This window comes from Paracoccus bogoriensis, assembly GCF_019431455.1.
GTDB lineage: Bacteria > Pseudomonadota > Alphaproteobacteria > Rhodobacterales > Rhodobacteraceae > Paracoccus > Paracoccus bogoriensis.
Genome location: NZ_JAHYSR010000005.1, coordinates 60284 through 77025 on the forward strand (window position 1 = coordinate 60284; position 16742 = coordinate 77025).

The 16742-nt window shown below is 66.5% G+C and carries 18 protein-coding genes; 10 read left to right on the forward strand and 8 right to left on the reverse strand.

The features are described from left to right. Window position 1 precedes the first annotated feature (1 nt). Entirely contained in the window at window positions 2-946 is a 945-nt protein-coding gene (locus KY389_RS03785; RefSeq protein ID WP_219829476.1) for an alpha/beta fold hydrolase, read from the forward strand. Here KY389_RS03785 and KY389_RS03790 read toward each other — a convergent pair. From KY389_RS03790 to alr, 6 genes are all read right to left on the reverse strand, one after another. Continuing rightward, on the reverse strand, window positions 943-1869 hold the full coding sequence (locus KY389_RS03790) for a transporter associated domain-containing protein (protein WP_219829477.1): 927 nt from the start codon (window positions 1867-1869) through the stop codon (window positions 943-945). The two genes, KY389_RS03785 and KY389_RS03790, sit on opposite strands and share 4 nt — an antisense overlap. Continuing rightward, window positions 1866-2366 (reverse strand): rRNA maturation RNase YbeY, encoded by a 501-nt coding sequence (gene ybeY, locus KY389_RS03795; RefSeq protein ID WP_246587925.1) that lies wholly within the window; start codon window positions 2364-2366, stop codon window positions 1866-1868. The genes KY389_RS03790 and ybeY overlap by 4 nt, the downstream gene beginning before the upstream one ends. After that, window positions 2359-3435 (reverse strand): PhoH family protein, encoded by a 1077-nt coding sequence (locus KY389_RS03800; protein ID WP_219829479.1) that lies wholly within the window; start codon window positions 3433-3435, stop codon window positions 2359-2361. The genes ybeY and KY389_RS03800 overlap by 8 nt, the downstream gene beginning before the upstream one ends. A gap of 135 nt (window positions 3436-3570) precedes the next feature. Then, window positions 3571-4290 (reverse strand): ABC transporter ATP-binding protein, encoded by a 720-nt coding sequence (locus KY389_RS03805; RefSeq protein ID WP_219829480.1) that lies wholly within the window; start codon window positions 4288-4290, stop codon window positions 3571-3573. Window positions 4291-4298: 8 nt separating this feature from the next. Continuing rightward, entirely contained in the window at window positions 4299-5069 is a 771-nt protein-coding gene (locus tag KY389_RS03810) for an MlaE family ABC transporter permease (protein WP_219829481.1), read from the reverse strand. Next, window positions 5060-6079, reverse strand: coding sequence for an alanine racemase (alr, locus tag KY389_RS03815; protein ID WP_219829482.1), 1020 nt, complete (start codon window positions 6077-6079; stop codon window positions 5060-5062). Before alr ends, KY389_RS03810 begins: the two co-directional genes overlap by 10 nt. A 254-nt stretch (window positions 6080-6333) precedes the next feature. On the opposite strand from alr, the gene KY389_RS03820 reads away from it, so the two are divergent. The 7 genes from KY389_RS03820 to KY389_RS03850 all read left to right on the forward strand — a co-directional run bounded on the left by KY389_RS03820 (window position 6334) and on the right by KY389_RS03850 (window position 11920). After that, window positions 6334-7866, forward strand: coding sequence for an acyl-CoA carboxylase subunit beta (locus KY389_RS03820; RefSeq protein ID WP_219829483.1), 1533 nt, complete (start codon window positions 6334-6336; stop codon window positions 7864-7866). Window positions 7867-8077: 211 nt separating this feature from the next. After that, complete coding sequence (locus tag KY389_RS03825) at window positions 8078-8227, forward strand: hypothetical protein (RefSeq protein WP_219829484.1); 150 nt, start codon at window positions 8078-8080, stop codon at window positions 8225-8227. Between the two features lie 87 nt (window positions 8228-8314). After that, complete coding sequence (locus tag KY389_RS03830) at window positions 8315-8755, forward strand: hypothetical protein (protein ID WP_219829485.1); 441 nt, start codon at window positions 8315-8317, stop codon at window positions 8753-8755. Window positions 8756-8882: 127 nt separating this feature from the next. After that, on the forward strand, window positions 8883-9122 hold the full coding sequence (locus KY389_RS03835) for a hypothetical protein (RefSeq protein ID WP_219829486.1): 240 nt from the start codon (window positions 8883-8885) through the stop codon (window positions 9120-9122). A gap of 60 nt (window positions 9123-9182) precedes the next feature. Continuing rightward, on the forward strand, window positions 9183-9404 hold the full coding sequence (locus KY389_RS03840) for a hypothetical protein (RefSeq protein ID WP_219829487.1): 222 nt from the start codon (window positions 9183-9185) through the stop codon (window positions 9402-9404). Window positions 9405-9509: 105 nt separating this feature from the next. Beyond that, window positions 9510-11552 carry an acetyl-CoA carboxylase biotin carboxylase subunit gene (locus tag KY389_RS03845; RefSeq protein WP_219829488.1) on the forward strand — a complete coding sequence of 681 codons (2043 nt, stop codon included), beginning with the start codon at window positions 9510-9512 and terminating at the stop codon, window positions 11550-11552. Beyond that, window positions 11549-11920: a hypothetical protein gene (locus KY389_RS03850; RefSeq protein ID WP_219829489.1), complete on the forward strand. Its 372-nt coding sequence runs from the start codon at window positions 11549-11551 to the stop codon at window positions 11918-11920. The genes KY389_RS03845 and KY389_RS03850 overlap by 4 nt, the downstream gene beginning before the upstream one ends. A gap of 4 nt (window positions 11921-11924) precedes the next feature. Here the strand turns inward: KY389_RS03850 and KY389_RS03855 are convergent, their stop codons facing one another. Together KY389_RS03855 and KY389_RS03860 are read right to left on the reverse strand one after the other, a co-directional pair. Beyond that, the gene (locus KY389_RS03855; RefSeq protein WP_246587926.1) at window positions 11925-12344 is read right to left on the reverse strand and encodes a DUF4174 domain-containing protein; all 420 of its coding nucleotides are present in this window, start codon (window positions 12342-12344) and stop codon (window positions 11925-11927) included. A gap of 54 nt (window positions 12345-12398) precedes the next feature. Continuing rightward, window positions 12399-12977: a DUF4174 domain-containing protein gene (locus KY389_RS03860; RefSeq protein ID WP_246587927.1), complete on the reverse strand. Its 579-nt coding sequence runs from the start codon at window positions 12975-12977 to the stop codon at window positions 12399-12401. Between the two features lie 57 nt (window positions 12978-13034). On the opposite strand from KY389_RS03860, the gene scpA reads away from it, so the two are divergent. Then, window positions 13035-15170, forward strand: a complete 2136-nt coding sequence (gene scpA / locus KY389_RS03865) for a methylmalonyl-CoA mutase (RefSeq protein WP_219829490.1) — start codon at window positions 13035-13037, stop codon at window positions 15168-15170. 276 nt (window positions 15171-15446) lie between these two features. Then, the gene (locus KY389_RS03870) at window positions 15447-16736 is read left to right on the forward strand and encodes a homoserine dehydrogenase (RefSeq protein ID WP_219829491.1); all 1290 of its coding nucleotides are present in this window, start codon (window positions 15447-15449) and stop codon (window positions 16734-16736) included. The last annotated feature ends 6 nt before the right edge of the window (window positions 16737-16742 follow it).

Consider the following 16742-nt stretch of genomic DNA (forward strand, 5'->3'; position numbering starts at 1 on the left):
GATGCAGCGCGCGCCGTTCCACCAGCTGGCCGATGATCCGCTGGAACCTGCCCAGGCCTATTGGCTGCGGGCCGAGGACGGCGTCCGCCTGCGGGTGGCCTGTTGGGAAACGGCGCACGCCGCCTCTCAGGGCAGCGTGCTGCTTTTCCCCGGCCGCACCGAATATGTCGAGAAATACGCGCCGATCGCGCGCCGCCTGAACGCGGCCGGCTATCACGTCCTGGCCATAGACTGGCGCGGTCAGGGCCTGTCGGACCGTTTGCAGGCCGATCCGCGCCCCGGCCATGTGGGCGCCTTCAGCGATTATCAGCGCGACGTGGTCGAGATGCTCGTCGCCGCCGAGGATCTCGGCCTGCCCCGGCCCTGGCATCTGCTGGCCCATTCCATGGGCGGCTGCATCGGGCTGGCAGCGCTGGAATCCGGCCTGCCGGTGGCCAGCGCGGTCTTTTCGGCGCCGATGTGGGGAATCAACCTGCGCAGGATTCAACACGGTGTCGCGCTTGGCATCGCCTATCTGGCGGGCCGGTTGGGGCGCGGCGGCGTGGCTGCCCCGGGCAGCGGCGGGACGCGAAGCACTTATGTCCTGGACGAAGCCTTCTCGGCCAACCTGCTTACCCGGAACGCCGATGAATGGGCCAGATTGGTCCGCGAGGCTGCAGCCTGGCCCGACCTGACCATTGGCGGGGCCAGCTTCGACTGGGTGGCCAAGGCGCTGAACGAATGCACACGCCTGTCACAGATCCCCTCGCCCGACTTGCCGATGCTGGTCTCGGTCGGCAGCGACGAACGTGTCGTCTCGGGTCAGGCGATCCGCGACCGAGCGGCGCGCTGGCCCGGCGGCACCCTGCTGGAAGTGCCCGGCGCGCGGCACGAGGTCATGATGGAAACCCCGCCCCTGCGCGATCTTTTCCTGCAGGCCATGCTGGATCGCTTCGCCGACAGCTAGTCGGCCCGGGCGCCATTCCCGCCTGCGGCCTTGTCGGTCGCCGAACCCAGGCGCGGCATCCTCAGGCGCAAACGCTTGATCCGGCGGAGGTCCGCCTCGACCACCTCGAATTCCGCGCCCGAGGGATGAGCGATGACCTCGCCCCGCAGGGGCACGCGCCCGGTCAGCATGAAGATCAGACCGCCAAGCGTGTCGATATCCTCAGCCTCGTCCTCGGGTGCAAGACGCAGGCCCGTCTCGGCCTCGACCTCATCAAGCGGTGCACGCGCCTGGATCAGCCACTGGCCAGGCTTTTCGCTGACCCACAGATGGCCTTCGTCCTCGTCATGCTCGTCCTCGATCTCGCCGATGACCTGTTCGATCAGATCCTCGATCGTCACCAGCCCGTCAACGCCGCCATATTCGTCGATGACCAGTGCCATATGGATGCGCTTTTGCTGCATCTGCTGCAGCAGCACGCCAATGGGCATCGAGGGCGGCACATAAAGCAGTGGGCGCAGCATCGGGCGCAGGGTGAACTTGCCGCCCGCGCCGAACCCGTGTTTCAGCGCCAGATCCTTGAGGTGGATCAGCCCGAGCGGGCTGTCCAGCGTGCCCCGAAAGACCGGAATCCGCGAAAAGCCGTGTTCGCGAAACATCGTCACCAGATCGTCGAGCGTGATCGTCAGCGGCGCGGCTATGATTTCGGCCTTGGGAATCGCCACGTCATCGACGCGCAGGCGACGCAAGTTCAGCATCCCCGGTGCAGGCTGATTCTCACGGCGTGGGACGGCATCGCCGTGCGTGTCGGGCTCGGGTTCGCCCCCCTTCAGCGCGTCAAAGACACGGCCGAAGAAACTGCGCTGACGATCCTGCTCGCCCTCGTCTTCGGCCAGATCGCCCGCCTCTCGGGCAGAAACCGATAATCGACTACCGGAATTCATCTTTCGCTGGTCTCCTCATAGGGATCGGGGATGTTCAGACCGGCCAGAATCTGACGCTCTGTCTGTTCCATCACGTCGGCATCGGCGTCGTTCTCGTGATCGTAGCCCAGCAGATGCAGGCAGGCATGGACCAGAAGATGCGTGACGTGATGCGCAAAGGGTTTGCCCTGCGCCAACGCCTCGGCCGCGCAGGTGTCATAGGCGATGGCGATGTCGCCGAATTCGTCCGTGTCGGGCATGGCCGGGGCTGCGCCCGGCGCGCGGGGCACGGGTTCGACCGATGGCCAGGACAGGACATTCGTCGCGCGATCCTTGCCCCGGAAATCGGCGTTCAGGGCCGCGATGCGGGCATCGTCGCAGCCCATGACCACGACCTCGCCGCCGATGCGGTGCCATTCCAGCGTCGCGGTGACGGCGCGGGCCGCCAGATCTTCAAGTCCGGCAGCCTCCCATCGGTCATCCTCGATGACGCAATCGGTGGTGATGTCCTCAGGCATCATTTCGCATCGCCCGCCGCAGAGCATGTTGGCCGCGCGGCTCGTTGCTGTCGCCGCGCGCGATCGCGGCGGCCTCGTCGGCATCATATGCCTTGATGATGCGCGCAACAAGCGGGTGGCGCACGACATCTTCGGCGCTGAAATAGCTGAAGCTGATCCCCTTGACCCCGCCGAGGATCCGTTCGGCATCGACCAGACCCGATTGCACCCCGCGCGGCAGGTCGATCTGGGTGCGGTCTCCGGTGACGACCATGCGAGACCCCTCGCCCAGCCGGGTCAGGAACATCTTCATCTGCATCGAGGTCGCGTTCTGCGCCTCGTCCAGCACCACGAAGGCGCGCGACAGCGTCCGCCCGCGCATGAAGGCCAGCGGCGCGATCTCGATGCGCTTTTCCTCGACCAGCTTCTGCATCTGCTTGGCAGGCAGGAAATCGTTCAGCGCGTCATAAAGCGGCTGCATGTAGGGATCGACCTTTTCCTTCATGTCGCCGGGCAGAAAACCAAGGCGCTCGCCCGCCTCGACGGCGGGGCGCGACAGGATGATCTTGTCCACATGACCGCCGATCAGCATGGTCACGCCCACCGCGACGGCCAGATAGGTCTTGCCCGTCCCCGCAGGCCCGATCCCGAAGGCCAGTTCATGTTCGAACAGCGACCGCACATAGGCCTTCTGCGCGTCGGTGCGCGGCTCGACCGATTTCTTGCGGGTGCGCAGTTCATAAACACCCCTCGAGAACATTTCGAGCTGATCGGCAGGGGTCGGATCGCCCGCCGGGTCGATGCCCATGCGAAGCGCCGCGTCAACTTCGCCCAAGGATACCGGGCGCTGTTTTTCAAGGCGGTCATAGAGGCCACGCAGGACGTTGCTGGCCTCGGACTGGGCCTCGGGGCCGCCGACCACGGCCAAGAGGTTGCCGCGTCGCAGGATATGCACGCCCAGGGCTTCCTCGATCCGGGCCAGGTGGCGGTCATTCGCCCCGCACAGGTCGATCAGCAGCCGGTTATCGGGGAATTCCAGCACGGTCTCATTCGGAGGGGTGGTGACGGGGGGCGTTGGCGAAAGGCCCAAATCGTTCTCCTGCTCAGGCGTCCTTGGGGGTCATGGTGGCAAGATTGCGAGATTCGCACAAGGAGGGGTTGTCTGCCAGGGTGGCATCCCTGCCCGCCTGCGGCGCATAACGCGCGCCAGCCGATGCGGGTTGCATCAGCGGTGGACAAGAGTCGCCCTGCCCATAAAGGCCGCCAAGGCCGGTTCGCTGTCCATCTCTGCAACCGGGCCGATATGGGCGATCCTGCCGTTTTGCAGCAGTGCCACCCGGTCCCCGATCAACGCGACCGAGCGCATGTCATGCGTGATCGTGATGGCCGTCGCGCCGGTCTCGGTCACGATGCTGCGGATCAGCGCGTCGATGGCGCGGGCGCGGATCGGGTCAAGGCCGGTCGTCGGCTCGTCGAAGAAGATCACCGCCGGATCGTCGGCGATGGCGCGGGCCAAGCCCACCCGCTTGGCCATGCCCCCCGACAATTCGGCGGGCATCAGATCGGCGGTCTCGGGCGGCAGGCCCACGCGCGCCAGCTTGTCCAGCGCGATGGCGCGGGCCTCGCGGTCGGGCATCCGCTGACGCAGGCGAAAGGCGACATTCTGCCAGACGTTGAGGCTGTCGAACAGCGCCCCGCCCTGAAACAGCATCCCGAAGCGCGTCAGGAATTGCGGCAGGCGCGCCGCGTCCAGCGGCTGGCCCTGCCACAGAACCTGCCCGCCATCGGGTGGCACAAGGCCAAGGATAGATTTCAGCAGCACCGACTTGCCGGTGCCAGACTGGCCGATGACGCAGAGGCTCTCGCCCGGGGCGACGGCCAGATCGACACCCGCCAGGACACGCTTGGCGCCGAAGCTGCGCGTCAGATCGCGCGTCTCGATCATCGGCGCGCTCATCGGAAGAACAGCCCCGTCAGCACGAAGTTCGCCGCCAGGATGCCCACCGCCGCCGCCACCACGGCCGAAGTCGTGGCCCGGCCCACCCCCGCCGCGCCGCGCGCACAGCGCATCCCGAACCAGCAGCCCGACAGCGCGACAACCAGTCCGAAAACCGCGCCCTTGATCAGGCCCGACAGCACGTCCCAGCCTTCCAGATAGGCCCAGCTGTCGGCGATGTAACGCGCCGAGGTAAAGCCCAGCGAGGTCGTCCCGACCAGCCAGCCGCCCATGATTCCGATGATGTCGCCCACCGCGACCAGGATCGGCAGCGACAGGATCGCGGCCCAGAGACGCGGCGTCACCAGCCAGCGCAGCGGATCGGTGGACAGCGTGACCAGCGCGTCGATCTGTTCGGTGACTCGCATCGTGCCGATCTCGGCGGCGATGGAACTGGCCACGCGGGCAGCCACCATCAGGCCGCCCAGAACCGGCCCCAGTTCGCGCACCATGCCGATGGCGACGATGGCGGGCACGACATCGCTGGCCTGAAATCGCGCGCCGCCCGAATGGATCTGCAAGGCCAGCGCCGCGCCGGTGAACAGCGCCGTCAATCCCACGACCGGCAGCGACAGCCAGCCGATCTGGATGATCTGCTGCGCCAGGGCGCGTCCGGGGAAGGGGCGCAGTCGTGTCAGGCCGCGCGCGGCAAACAGCGCCACCGCCCCAATCCCGCGCAGCATCGCCAGCGCCGGGCGGCCAAGACTGCGCAAGACGGTCAAGACCATGAGCGGGCGTAACGCTGACGCAGGGCGGTCAGGATCTCGTATCCGATGGTGCCTGCCAGATCGGCCAGCCGGTCGATGGGCTGATGGGCGCAGATCAGGTCCAACGTCTCGGGCACGTTCTCCAGCGCCGTCACATCGACGGTGATGAGGTCCATCGAGACGCGCCCCACGATCGGGCAGCCGATATCGCCCGCATAGAGCATCGCCCCCTTGCCGGACAGCGAGCGCAGCACGCCATCCGCATAGCCCGCATCGACGGTGGCGATGCGGCAGGGCCGGTCGGCGATATAGGAGGCGCCGTAGCCGACCATCTCGCCCTGGGCCACGGAGCGGGTCTGGATCACACGCAGCGACAGGCGGACAGTCGGCCGCGCCTCGGCAAAGGGCAGGCCGCCATAAAGCCCGATGCCAGGGCGCACGAGGTCGAAATGATAATCCGGTCCCAGAAGAATGCCGCCGGTCGCGGCCAGCGACAGGGGCACGCCCTCGCAGCCCTGCGTCATGTCGCGGAAGGCGGCCAGTTGCGCCGGATTGGCCGGATGCTCCGGCTCGTCCGCGCAGGCCAGGTGGGACATGATGAAATCGGGCCCCGCGGCCAAGGCCTCGGCGCGGATCGCGGCCCATTCGGGCGCCTCCATCCCCAGCCGGTTCATGCCGCTGTCAAGCTGAATGGCAAAGGGCTTGCCGGGGCGCAGGGCGCGGTCGCGAAAGAACTGCTCGGGCGAGTTCAGCACCGGGACAAGGCCGGTCAGATCCTCGCCCGGCATATGACCGGAAAGGACGTTGATGCGCGCATCCTCGGGCAGATGCGGGCGCAGGGCGCGCCCTTCGGCGGCCAGCGCCACGAAGAAGTCACGCGCCCCCGCCGCATAGAGTGCAGGCGCAACCCGCGCAGCCCCCAGCCCGTAGGCGTCCGCCTTGACGACAGCCGCGCAACGCGCGCCCGGCGCACGCGCGGCCAGCGCCCTCCAATTGGCCGTGACGGCCGCGATGTCGATCCGCAATCCCATGCCGGCTGAGTGCCCTTGCAGGTGGCGCGCGTCAAGCGAAACTGGCGGGAGAGGTCGCGCCGGGCCGGCCATCGAGGCCGCCCCGGCGCGGCGGCCGACCCTTTGGGGTCGCCCGCGCGCACCCCGACAGGTTTGCACTTTTTCAGTTAGCTAGCGATCAATGCTACATAGTTTGCAAATTTTCTCGATATTTCTTTCCAGCGCGCCATGCGGCGTCTAGGTTCGCAGCACGGCTGAGAGGAGGAAGGCTTGCGATGACGGACATCCTTGCGGAATTGCAACGGCGGCGTGACCAGGCCCGGATGGGCGGCGGCCAGAGGCGCATCGACGCACAGCACGCCCGCGGCAAGCTGACCGCGCGCGAACGGCTGGACCTGCTGCTGGACGAGGGCAGTTTCGAGGAATTCGACATGTTCGTGGCCCACCGCTCGACCGATTTCGGGATGGAAACCGACCGCCCCTATGGCGACGGCGTCGTGACGGGATGGGGCACGATCAACGGTCGCATGGTCTATGTCTTTTCGCAGGATTTCACCGTCTTTGGCGGCTCTCTGTCCGAAACCCACGCCCAGAAGATCTGCAAGATCATGGACATGGCGATGCAGAATGGTGCGCCTGTCATCGGGCTGAACGATTCGGGCGGCGCCCGCATCCAGGAGGGTGTTGCCTCGCTTGCCGGTTATGCCGAGGTGTTCCAGCGCAATATCATGGCCTCGGGCGTGGTGCCGCAGATCAGCGTCATCATGGGCCCCTGCGCGGGGGGCGCGGTCTATTCGCCGGCCATGACCGACTTCATCTTCATGGTGCGCGACACGTCCTACATGTTCGTGACCGGCCCCGATGTGGTCAAGACCGTTACCAATGAGGTCGTCACTGCCGAGGAACTGGGGGGCGCCTCGACCCATACGCGCAAATCCTCGGTCGCGGATGGTGCCTTCGAGAATGATGTCGAGGCGCTGAGCGAGATCCGGCGCCTGTTCGACTTCCTGCCGCTGAACAACCGCGAGAAGGCGCCGACCCGGCCCTTCTTCGACGATCCGGCGCGAATCGAGCCCAGTCTCGACACGCTGATCCCCGACAATCCGAACCAGCCCTATGACATGAAGGAACTGATACAGAAGGTCGCGGATGAGGGCGATTTCTACGAGCTGCAAAAGGATTTCGCGGCCAACATCATCATCGGCTTCATCCGGCTGGAGGGGCAGACCGTCGGCGTCGTTGCCAATCAGCCGATGGTGCTGGCCGGATGCCTGGATATCGACAGTTCGCGCAAGGCGGCGCGCTTTGTGCGTTTCTGCGATGCCTTCGAGATCCCGATCCTGACGCTGGTCGATGTGCCGGGCTTCCTGCCGGGAACGAGCCAGGAATATGGCGGCGTCATCAAGCACGGGGCCAAGCTGCTGTTCGCCTATGGCGAGGCGACGGTGCCCAAGGTCACGGTCATCACCCGCAAGGCCTATGGCGGGGCCTATGACGTGATGGCCTCGAAACACCTGCGCGGCGATTTCAACTATGCCTGGCCCACGGCGGAAATCGCCGTGATGGGCGCCAAGGGCGCGGTCGAGATCCTTTATCGCAGCGAATTGGGCGACCCCGAGAAGATCGCGGCCCGCACCCGGGATTACGAGAACCGCTTTGCCAACCCCTTCGTGGCGGCCGAAAGGGGTTTCATCGACGAGGTCATCCAGCCGCGCTCCACGCGCAAGCGGGTGGCGCGGGCCTTTGCCTCTCTCAGGGGCAAGCGGCTGAGCAATCCCTGGAAGAAGCACGACAACATTCCGCTCTGAGCGAACCGACCATGCGGCCCGAAGCCAAGCACAAATGCGTGAATGATGCAGCCGCGCCACAGCCCCGGCGGGGTGACCGGTCCTGCGATGGCGGCGTCTGTCTGAAATCGGGGCGCGCCGCTATCATGGCGGCCGGGCCGGTTCGACGCGAAAACGGCCTCAACCCGAGCAGCAGGGCGCCAAGCCGCCCGTATTACAGGAGCATATGTTCATGTCGAAGAAAATCATCCTCGGCCTCGTTCTGGTTTCGGCCTTTGCCGCCTGCCAGCGCCAGCAACCGGATGTCTTCGTGCCCACCGCGCCCGCAGCGCCCGTGGCCAACCCGGTCACGACCGAGCCCGTCTTCCGCGGCAAGTTCTGATACGATCTGCCCGACCAGACCGTGCGGGCGGCCCGTCTGCCCGCACGCAGAAAAAGCCCCCGCAACACCTGTTACAGGGGGTTTTTCATGCTGAAACATCGAGGTTTTCCGGGCCGCCTGCCCGGCACCGACTTTCAGTTCGTGATCCGGCGCGAGAATCGCAAGGACGGACCCACGCCCATCACACGCCGCGAGCGGTTCAAGGACCGCAGGCCCGCCGACAAGCGCGCCGACGAGGCTTTCCTGGCCGCGCTTATCGACCATTTCGGTGATCAGCCCTTTGAACGCGGCAATCTGGATGCCGGGCGGCTGTCCTGGCTGATCGGCCGCGAGGTCAAGCCCGTGGGCGCCTTCGATCCGGCCGATTACGACCAGCTTCTGCGGGTGGACTTGGCTGTCGCAAGGGCAACCTTTCCTCAGTTGTTCCAGAGCGACGAGCCCCGTGACGGGGAGGACGGCGACCGGCCTGACACGGATGCGGATGCGGATGACGGGGACGCGGATGACGGGGATGAGGGCCATCGCTGATGCGCGAAAGACTGCTGGAAGGAACCGCGTCACGGGCATGTCAGTTTGACCTTTGCAAAGGTCATGCGATAACGCATGTCCATCGACAACCGGTCCCGCAGCGGATCTCAACAACAGGCAGACTATCATGCAAAAAACCGTTCTCTTCCGCATCGGCGGTGTCTCGGCCCTGGTGCTTGGCCTTGCGGCTTGCGACCCCAACATGCAGACCGGCCTGTCGCCCGATGCGCAGCGCGCTGCCGGTGGCGCTGTCGCCGGTGCCGTTGTCGCCCGCGCGCTCAACGAGAACGTGGCGACCGGTGCGGCCGTCGGCGCGACCGCCGGTGCGCTCTGCGACGATTTCGGCGTCTGCCAGCGTCGCTACTGATCGACATGCAGTCGCGCGGCAGACCCTTGCGTCAGCCTCGCATCAGACAGGATTGAACAAATGTCCAAGTTTCTCGCCATCGCTGCCGTCATCAGCGCGACCGCTGTCGCCGGCTGCACCCAGAACATCAACCCGACGGATGCCGACCGCGCCATCATCGGCGCCGCGACCGGCTACACCGTGCAGACCGTTCGCGGACGCGGCGGCAGCGACCGCCTGCGCGGCGCGGCCATCGGCGGTGCTGCCGGCGCGCTGTGCGACGATTTCCGTCTCTGCCAGTGATGATGTGACGCGCGGCGCAGGCCGCCGCGCCCTGCACAACAACAGAACCGTCCCCGGCCCGCGGCCAGGGGCGGTTTTTTTCATGCCGATCGGTCGGGAGGGGCCATGTTCAAGAAGATTCTGATCGCCAACCGGGGCGAGATCGCCTGCCGCGTCATCAAGACGGCGCGCCGCATGGGCATTGCGACCGTCGCTGTCTATTCGGATGCCGACCGCAATGCCCTGCATGTCAGGATGGCGGATGAGGCTGTCCATATCGGCCCTTCTCCTGCGAACCAGTCCTATATCGTGATCGACAGGATCATGGAGGCGATCCGCCAGACGGGCGCGGAAGCCGTGCATCCGGGCTATGGCTTTCTCTCCGAGAACATGAAATTCGCCGAGGCGCTCGAAGCGGAAGGCGTTGTCTTCATCGGCCCGCCCTCGGGCGCGATCGAGGCGATGGGCGACAAGATCACTTCGAAGAAGATTGCCGCCGAGGCCGGTGTCAATACCGTGCCGGGCCATATGGGCCTGATCGCCGATGCGGATGAGGCCGCGCGCATCAGCACCCGGATCGGCTATCCGGTGATGATCAAGGCCAGTGCGGGCGGCGGCGGCAAGGGCATGAGGATCGCCTGGAACGACGACGAGGCGCGCGAGGGATTCCAGTCCTCGAAGAACGAGGCCGCCAGCAGCTTCGGCGACGACCGCATCTTCATCGAGAAATTCGTCACCCAGCCCCGCCATATCGAGATCCAGGTCCTGGCCGACCAGCACGGCAACGCGGTCTATCTGCACGAACGCGAATGCTCGATCCAGCGGCGGAACCAGAAGGTCATCGAAGAGGCCCCCTCGCCCTTTCTCGACGAGGCGACGCGGGCGGCGATGGGCGCCCAGGCCGTCGCGCTGGCCAAGGCCGTCGGCTATTGCAGCGCCGGCACGGTGGAATTCATCGTGGATGGCGACCGCAATTTCTATTTCCTCGAAATGAATACCCGGCTTCAGGTCGAACACCCCGTGACCGAACTGATCACCGGCGTCGATCTGGTGGAACAGATGATTCGGGTCGCGGCGGGCGAGCCCCTGCCCTTTGCACAAACGGACCTGACGATCACGGGCTGGGCGATCGAAAGCCGCCTTTACGCCGAAGACCCCTATCGCAATTTCCTGCCTTCGATCGGGCGGCTGACGCGCTACCGCCCCCCGGCCGAGGTGGCGGCGGGTCCGATGCTGGCCAAGGGCAAATGGCTGGAACAGGCGCGCCGGGGCGATCGGGCGGTCCGCAATGATACCGGGGTGCATGAGGGCGGCGAGATCAGCATGTTCTACGACCCGATGATCGCCAAGCTCTGCACCTGGGCGCCCTCGCGCCCTGAGGCCATCGAGGCAATGCGTCTGGCGCTGGACGAGTTCGAAGTCGAGGGGATCGGCCACAACCTGCCCTTCCTGTCGGCAGTGATGGACCATCCGCGCTTTGTCTCGGGCGAGATCACAACCGCCTTCATCGCCGAGGAATATCCCGAAGGCTTCCAGGGCACCACCCTGCCCGATGCCGACCTGCACCGCATTGCCGCCGCTGCCGCCGCCATGCATCGCGTGGCCGAGATCCGGCGCACGCGGATCAGCGGGCGACTGGACAATCACGAACGCCATGTCGGCGAAAACTGGGTCGTGTTCATCGGCGATCAGGAATACCCCGTTCGCATCCGTGCCGACCGCGACGGCTCGACCGTCAGCATCGCGGGGCAGGATCTGCGCGTCGAAAGCGACTGGAAGCCGGGGCAGAGCCTTGCGCGGCTGATGGTCGATGACCGTCCGCTGGTGCTGAAGGTCGATCGCATCCCCGCGGGCTATCGGCTGCGGACGCGCGGCGCCGATCTGCGCGTCCATGTGCGCCGCCCCCGCGCGGCCGAACTGGCGCGGCTGATGCCGGTCAAGCAGGCGCCCGACACATCGAAACTGCTGCTCTGCCCGATGCCGGGGCTGGTGGTCAGGATCAATGTAGCCCCCGGGGACGAGGTGCAGGAGGGTCAGGCGCTGGCCACGATCGAGGCCATGAAGATGGAAAACATCCTGCGCGCCGAGCGCAAGGGCGTCGTCAAGTCCGTGAACGCCGAGCCGGGCCAGAGCCTCAAGGTCGATGAGATCATCATGGAGTTCGAATGAACGGCCTGCTGCCACCCCTGTTTCTTGCGGCGCTGCCCGCGCTGGCGGTGGGCGCGGGCGTGCTGGTGGTGCTGGGGGGAGAGACCTTCCCCATCGGCCCGACGCGCCTGCCGATGGTCTATCTTGTGACGCCTCTGGCGGTCCTGGCCGTGTTCCAGATCGTGTTCGGCGGCCTCACCGGGCGCTGGCGGGGCTGGCGCTTCTGGGCGCTGGCGCTGCCGGTCAGCGCAATCCTCTGGGGGACGGGGCTGATCCTGTTCCTTGACGGTCGCGCCGCGCCTGTCCCGCTGCTGCTGGCCGAGGCTGCGGCGCATCTGCTGGTCGCCGCTCTTGCGTTGGAGGCGCTGGAACGGATGCGGCGGCCATGAGGGGTCAGCGCTGCGCCTCGTTCTGCCGCATCGGCATCTGGTCGATCAGCGCGATGATCTCGGCGGGCGTCACGGGTTGGCTGCGCGAAAGCTTGACCCCGCCATCCTTGCCGATCAGCAGCAGCGCGAAATCGCCGCCAGCGGGCAGAGGCAGATCGCTTGTTCCGGGCGCGGCGGTCAGGATCACCACGTCGCGTTCGGACAGAGCGTCGGCTTCCTGCATCAGGGCGGTCAACTGCGTCTCGATCGCGGGGCCATCCGCGACGATGACCAATGGCCGGGCCTGCCAGCGCAGCTTGTCCAGCACGCCCTGGGCCAGCGGATGGGGCGACAGATCGCCGGGCGTCGGCACGTTCGAGGCGGCAATAGCGGGCGGTGCCATGGCCAGCAGCGCAAGCGCAACAGGCACGGAAATTCGGTTCATGGGCATTTTCTCCTCGCTGGAGAAAGGACGCACGCGCCGGGCGTTCGGTTCCCCCTATCGCTGCGCGGCGCGGCCGGTTTCCTGCCGCCTCAGCGGAAAGCGGTCGATGGCGCGGGAAATCTCGCGCACGCTCCACGGAAAAGGCTTGCGCTGCTTGACCTGCCCGTCCTTGTCCATGACCACCAGCGAAAAGCCCGAGGGGCGCAATTGCTGGCGCCAGATGCTGTTGGCGCGCGGATCGGTATCGACAATCACGATCACGTCGCGCTGGACCAGCAGCGCCGCACCTTCGTTCAGCATCCGCATCTGGTCGGTCACCGCCGGATCGCCGGGTGTGTCGGCAAAGACCACGATGGGCCGCCGCGTCCATAACAGCTCGTCGGGCGTGACCTCGTCGAAGCCCACGACCTCCAGCGCACCGGGTTCCTGCGACGACATGTCCCGGTCCTGGGCCTGGATTTCGGGCGCTTCGCGCTCGGCAACGGGCGGCAGGCGGGCGGGATTGCGTGGCTGGCCCCGCTCGGAGGCTGTGCTTTCGGCCTGCGGCAGCGCGGCCGGATCGGGCGGCGGCGCGTCGCGTCCCGGCCCCATCGCCGCCAGAACCGTAGCGAATATCAGGAATTTCAACTTCATCGGCACCTCATCCTGGTCTGAATATAGGGCAGGACGTGCGGTGGGAAAGGACGGATCATGACAAAACCCACGCTTCAGGATTGGCGCAAGCTGGCCGAGAAGGAGCTGAAAGGCCGCGATCCCGACAGCCTGACCTGGCAGACGCTGGAGGGAATTGCGGTCAAGCCGCTTTATACCGAGGCCGATACCGAGGGCCTGAGCCATCTGGGCAGCCTGCCCGGCCTGGCTCCCTATACGCGCGGCCCCCGCGCCACGATGTATGCAGGCCGGCCCTGGACGATCCGCCAATATGCGGGTTTCTCGACCGCCGAGGAATCGAACGCCTTCTATCGCAAGGCATTGGCGGCGGGACAGCAGGGCGTGTCGGTCGCCTTCGACCTGGCCACCCATCGCGGTTATGACAGCGACCATCCGCGCGTCGTCGGCGATGTCGGCAAGGCCGGGGTCGCCATCGACAGTGTCGAGGACATGAAGATCCTGTTCGACGGCATCCCGCTGGACAAGGTATCGGTCTCGATGACCATGAATGGTGCGGTCATTCCGATCCTTGCGAATTTCATCGTGACCGGCGAGGAGCAGGGCCATGACCGCGCCGTTCTGTCCGGCACGATCCAGAACGACATCCTCAAGGAGTTCATGGTCCGCAACACCTATATCTATCCGCCCGAGCCCTCGATGCGGATCGTCGCGGACATCATCGAATACACCAGCCGCGAGATGCCCAGGTTCAACAGCATCTCGATCTCGGGCTATCACATGCAGGAGGCCGGCGCGAACCTAGTGCAGGAACTGGCCTATACGCTGGCCGACGGGCGCGAATATGTCCGCGCCGCCATCGCTGCGGGCATGGATGTGGACGCCTTCGCCGGGCGGCTCTCGTTCTTCTTTGCCATCGGCATGAACTTCTTCATGGAAATCGCCAAGCTGCGCGCCGCGCGCCTGTTGTGGCACCGCATCATGACCGAATTCAATCCGAAGAAGCCCGGCAGCCTGATGCTGCGGACGCATTGCCAGACCTCGGGCGTCAGCCTGCAGGAACAGGATCCCTACAACAACATCATCCGCACCGCCTACGAAGCAATGTCGGCCGCGCTTGGCGGCACGCAATCGCTGCATACCAACGCGCTGGACGAAGCGATCGCCCTGCCGACCGAGTTCAGCGCCCGCATCGCCCGCAACACTCAGCTCATCCTGCAAGAGGAAACCGGCATCACCCATGTCGTCGATCCGCTCGCCGGATCCTACTACGTCGAAAGCCTGACGGCGGAACTGGCCGAAAAGGCCTGGGCGCTGATCGAGGAAGTCGAGGCGATGGGCGGCATGACCAAGGCGGTCGCCTCGGGGATGCCCAAACTTCGGATCGAAGAGACCGCAGCGCGGCGTCAGGCCATGATCGACAGGGGCCAGGAAGTGATCGTGGGCGTCAACAAGTATCGCAAGGAGCGCGAGGATCCGATCGACATTCTGGACATCGACAACGTCGCCGTGCGCGAGGCCCAGATCGCCCGGCTGTCGCGCATCCGCGCCAGCCGCGACGAGGCTGCGGCGCGCGCGGCGCTGACCGAGATCACCCGCCGCGCTCGCGAGGGCGGCAACCTGCTGGAGGCCGCCGTCGAGGCCGCCCGCGCCCGTGCAACCGTCGGAGAGATCAGCATGGCCATGGAAGAGGTGTTCGGCCGCCATCGCGCCGAGGTGCGCACCTTGGCGGGGGTGTATGGCGCCGCCTATGAAGGCGACGAGGGCTTCGCCCGGATCCAGCGCGACGTCGAGGCCTTCGCCGAAGAGGAAGGCCGCCGCCCGCGGATGCTGGTCGTCAAGATGGGCCAGGACGGGCATGACCGTGGGGCCAAGGTGATCGCCACGGCCTTTGCCGATATCGGCTTTGACGTGGATGTGGGCCCGCTGTTCCAGACGCCCGAGGAAGCCGCGCAGGACGCCATCGACAATGACGTGCATGTGGTCGGCATCAGCTCTCTGGCGGCGGGCCACAAGACGCTGGCGCCCAAGCTGATCGAGGCCTTGCGGGCGCAGGGCGCGGGCGAGATCCTGGTAATCTGCGGCGGTGTCATCCCGCAGCAGGATTACGGTTTCCTGCGACGGGCCGGAGTCAAGGCGATCTTCGGCCCCGGCACCAACATCCCCCAGGCCGCGGCCGAGATCCTGGCCCTGATCCGCGAGGCGCGCCGCAACTGACGGCGCGGACTGCGCCCCGCGGTGCCCTGGAAGACCTTCGGCGGTCCCCCGAACCCCAGCCCGGCACCGGCGTGGGCCGGGACGCCCGATGATGCGCGCCGGGGTCGGGGCGAAGGCGCGGATGAATGGGCGCTGCCCCGCTCACCGGGCCATTCCCGTTCTGCCATCCCGAAGGTGGCGACGGAAAGCCACAGCCTCGCGCGCTTTGCCGCATCGCGCGTTGCATGGGGCCACAAGCCGCGCTAACACCCGCGAAATCTGGAAGCGAGGAAGCTCATGTCGTCCCCTCTCCGCCTGGGTATCGCCGGGCTTGGCACCGTCGGGATCGGTGTCGTCAAGATCGTGCAGAAACATGCCGACCTGCTGGCGCTGCGGGCGGGACGGCCCATCACCATCACTGCCGTTTCGGCCCGTGATCCGCTGAAGAACCGCAGCGCCGACATCTCGGCCTACCGCTTCCAGACCGACCCCGTCGCCGTCGCCACCGCCGATGACGTGGATGTCTATGTCGAGCTGATCGGCGGCGAAAACGGCGCGGCGCGCGACAGCATCGAGGCCGCGTTGCGCGCAGGCAAGGACGTGATCACCGCCAACAAGGCGCTGCTGGCCGTGCATGGCGCCGAACTGGCCGCCCTGGCCGAAAGCCTGGGCCGCGTGATCCGCTTCGAGGCGGCCGTGGCGGGCGGCATCCCGGTCATCAAGGCGATGACGGAATCGCTGGCGGGCAATGCCATCACCCGCGTCATGGGGGTGATGAACGGCACCTGCAACTATATCCTTACGCGGATGGAAAGCGCGGGCCTGCCCTACGAGGCCGTGTTTGAAGAGGCGCGCCAGCTGGGCTATCTGGAGGCCGATCCGACGCTGGACGTGGGCGGCATCGACGCCAGCCACAAGCTGGCCATCCTGTCCTCGATCGCCTTCGGCACAAGGATCGACTTCGGCTCGGTCGAGATCGAGGGGATCGAGCGTGTCAGCATCGACGACATCCGCCGCGCCCGCGATCTGGGCTATCGCATCAAGCTGCTGGGTGTGGCGCAGATGACCGCGCGCGGGCTTGAACAGCGTATGTCGCCTTGCCTTGTCCCGGCGGACAGCCCGCTGGGCCAGCTGGTCGGCGGCACGAACATGGTCGTGATCGAGGGCGACAGCGTGGGCCAGGTCGTGCTGCGCGGCGCGGGCGCGGGCGAAGGCCCGACTGCCAGCGCGGTCATGTCGGATGTGGTCGAGATCGCACGCGGCGTGCGCCTGCCGGTCTTCGGCCAACCCGCCGAAACGCTGGTCGCGGCCCAGCCTGCCCGAACCGCCGTGCCCGCCGCCTATTACATCCGGCTGGAATTGCAGGACAAGCCCGGCGCGCTGGCCAAGGTGGCCACGGTTCTGGGCGATGCGGGCATCTCGATCGACCGGATGCGCCAATACGGGCAGCACAGCCCCGCCAGCGTCCCGGTTCTGGTCGTCACCCACAAGACCACGCCTGACGCGATCGACTATGCGGTCGAGGCCCTGCCCAGGACCGGTGTTCTGGTCAGCGATCCGGTCGAGTTGCGGATCGAGGAGGTCTGAGGCCGT